This window comes from Mesobacillus sp., from assembly GCF_049588175.1.
Classification (GTDB): domain Bacteria; phylum Bacillota; class Bacilli; order Bacillales; family Cytobacillaceae; genus Mesobacillus.
In genome coordinates this window covers 1-1,562 of sequence record NZ_JBAVFI010000671.1, presented here as the reverse complement: position 1 = coordinate 1,562, position 1,562 = coordinate 1, and the positions used below count along the sequence as shown (strand labels likewise).

Annotated in this window: 1 protein-coding gene; it reads left to right on the top strand. The window is 37.1% G+C overall.

Annotated elements, in window-relative coordinates:
• Window positions 1-775: 775 nt before the first annotated feature.
• On the top strand, window positions 776-1,562 hold a 787-nt coding region (gene qoxA, locus WB217_RS16370), incomplete at its 3' end, for a cytochrome aa3 quinol oxidase subunit II (RefSeq protein ID WP_423994332.1).

Below are 1,562 nucleotides of genomic sequence, written 5' to 3'. Positions count from 1 at the left end.
GTTTAAATTTTGGGCCTGTGTTTAACTCGACTGTGTGTTTTTTGCTTTTTAGGCTTTGTTATAACTGAATGTTGATTTCAGTGTGTTTGAAAAATAAAAGGAAAAATTCCTTTTAAATTTAGAAATAGCCTTATTCCCTTGAGAATAAAGGAAGTTTTTCCGTTTATATTATCCAAATCTTTGGATTTTGTCTTGTTTAGAGTAGTTTATCGGAATATCTCCGCTTATATCTGCTTATTAAGTATTCTCTATATACAATAGCCGGATATTCTCCGTCTAGTAATTGTCATACTTACACGAAAAGCAACAATGAAGAATAACAAGAGAAATATGTCCGAGAAACGTTAGCTTATTGAAGATGAAACCTAGCTTCGGGTTCTAAAATAAAATGTGTCCATATCTGCTTAATAAACAAAAATTTCTTCCACCTTTAAAATCGTAAATAATATGGAACAAGATATCTTAAAATAGTAACCTCTGCCTAAACTCAGGGCTTCTTGAACTGGGACCCTGAGTTTTTGGCGTCAATCCCCTTCACAAACATTTCACAGGAATACCATTAAATGTTTTCATATTTTGTTCACAATTACCTAGTAAGGTGTACAAATTTCTATGTTAGAATCATTGTTATAAGCATACCGCTGTGATTTTTATCACACCTTTTGCCACAACTTACCGGCTTTATCAGGGATAGTTTCGAAATCTTTGTGAACGAATGAGCAAAAGTATGTGATATAATGAACAAGGTTTTATCTGAAAGGAGCTGCAGTCAGTGATGAAGAAATCAAAACTTTTATTGCTCTCACTCACCTCAATAATCACAGTACTGTTATTGAGCGGCTGTGAGAATAATATGGTCGTGTTCAATCCAGAAGGACCGATCGCAAGGCAAATTCTCGATTTAATTAACTTTTCAATTGCATTGATGCTATTAGTTACGGTTGTCGTATTCGGCCTCTTCGGGTTCATTGTATGGAAATACCGTGAACGCAAAGACAATATGGGATATGAGCCGCCTGAAGAACATGGCAGCACTGTATTGGAAATTATTTGGACTGTTATCCCAATTCTTATTATCGTCGCTTTGACCATCCCGACGGTAAAAACGATTTATGCAATAGATGAAGTACCTAAAGGCTATGAAGACAAAGAACCTCTTGTCATTAAAGTGACTTCAGCTGACTGGAAATGGATTTTCAGTTATCCTGAGCAAGGAATTGAGACGGTTAACTACGTTAATATCCCTGAAGACCGTCCTGTTGATTTCAAGCTAACCTCAGCTGGAACCATGCAAAGCTTCTGGGTCCCTGCTCTTGGCGGCCAGAAATACACTATGGCACATGCTGAGACACAGCTTTATCTTCTAGCTGACAATCCTGGCTCTTATGTTGGACGAAATACGAACTTCAATGGGCAAGGATATGCTGGAATGGAGTTTGAAGTCTTGTCTCAAACACAAGATGAGTTTGATAAATGGGTTAAGGAAGTAAAAGAAACTGCTCCAAAGATGACATTGCCAGAGTATGAAAAAATGCTTGAGCCTTCTCACTTTGGACGCAAGA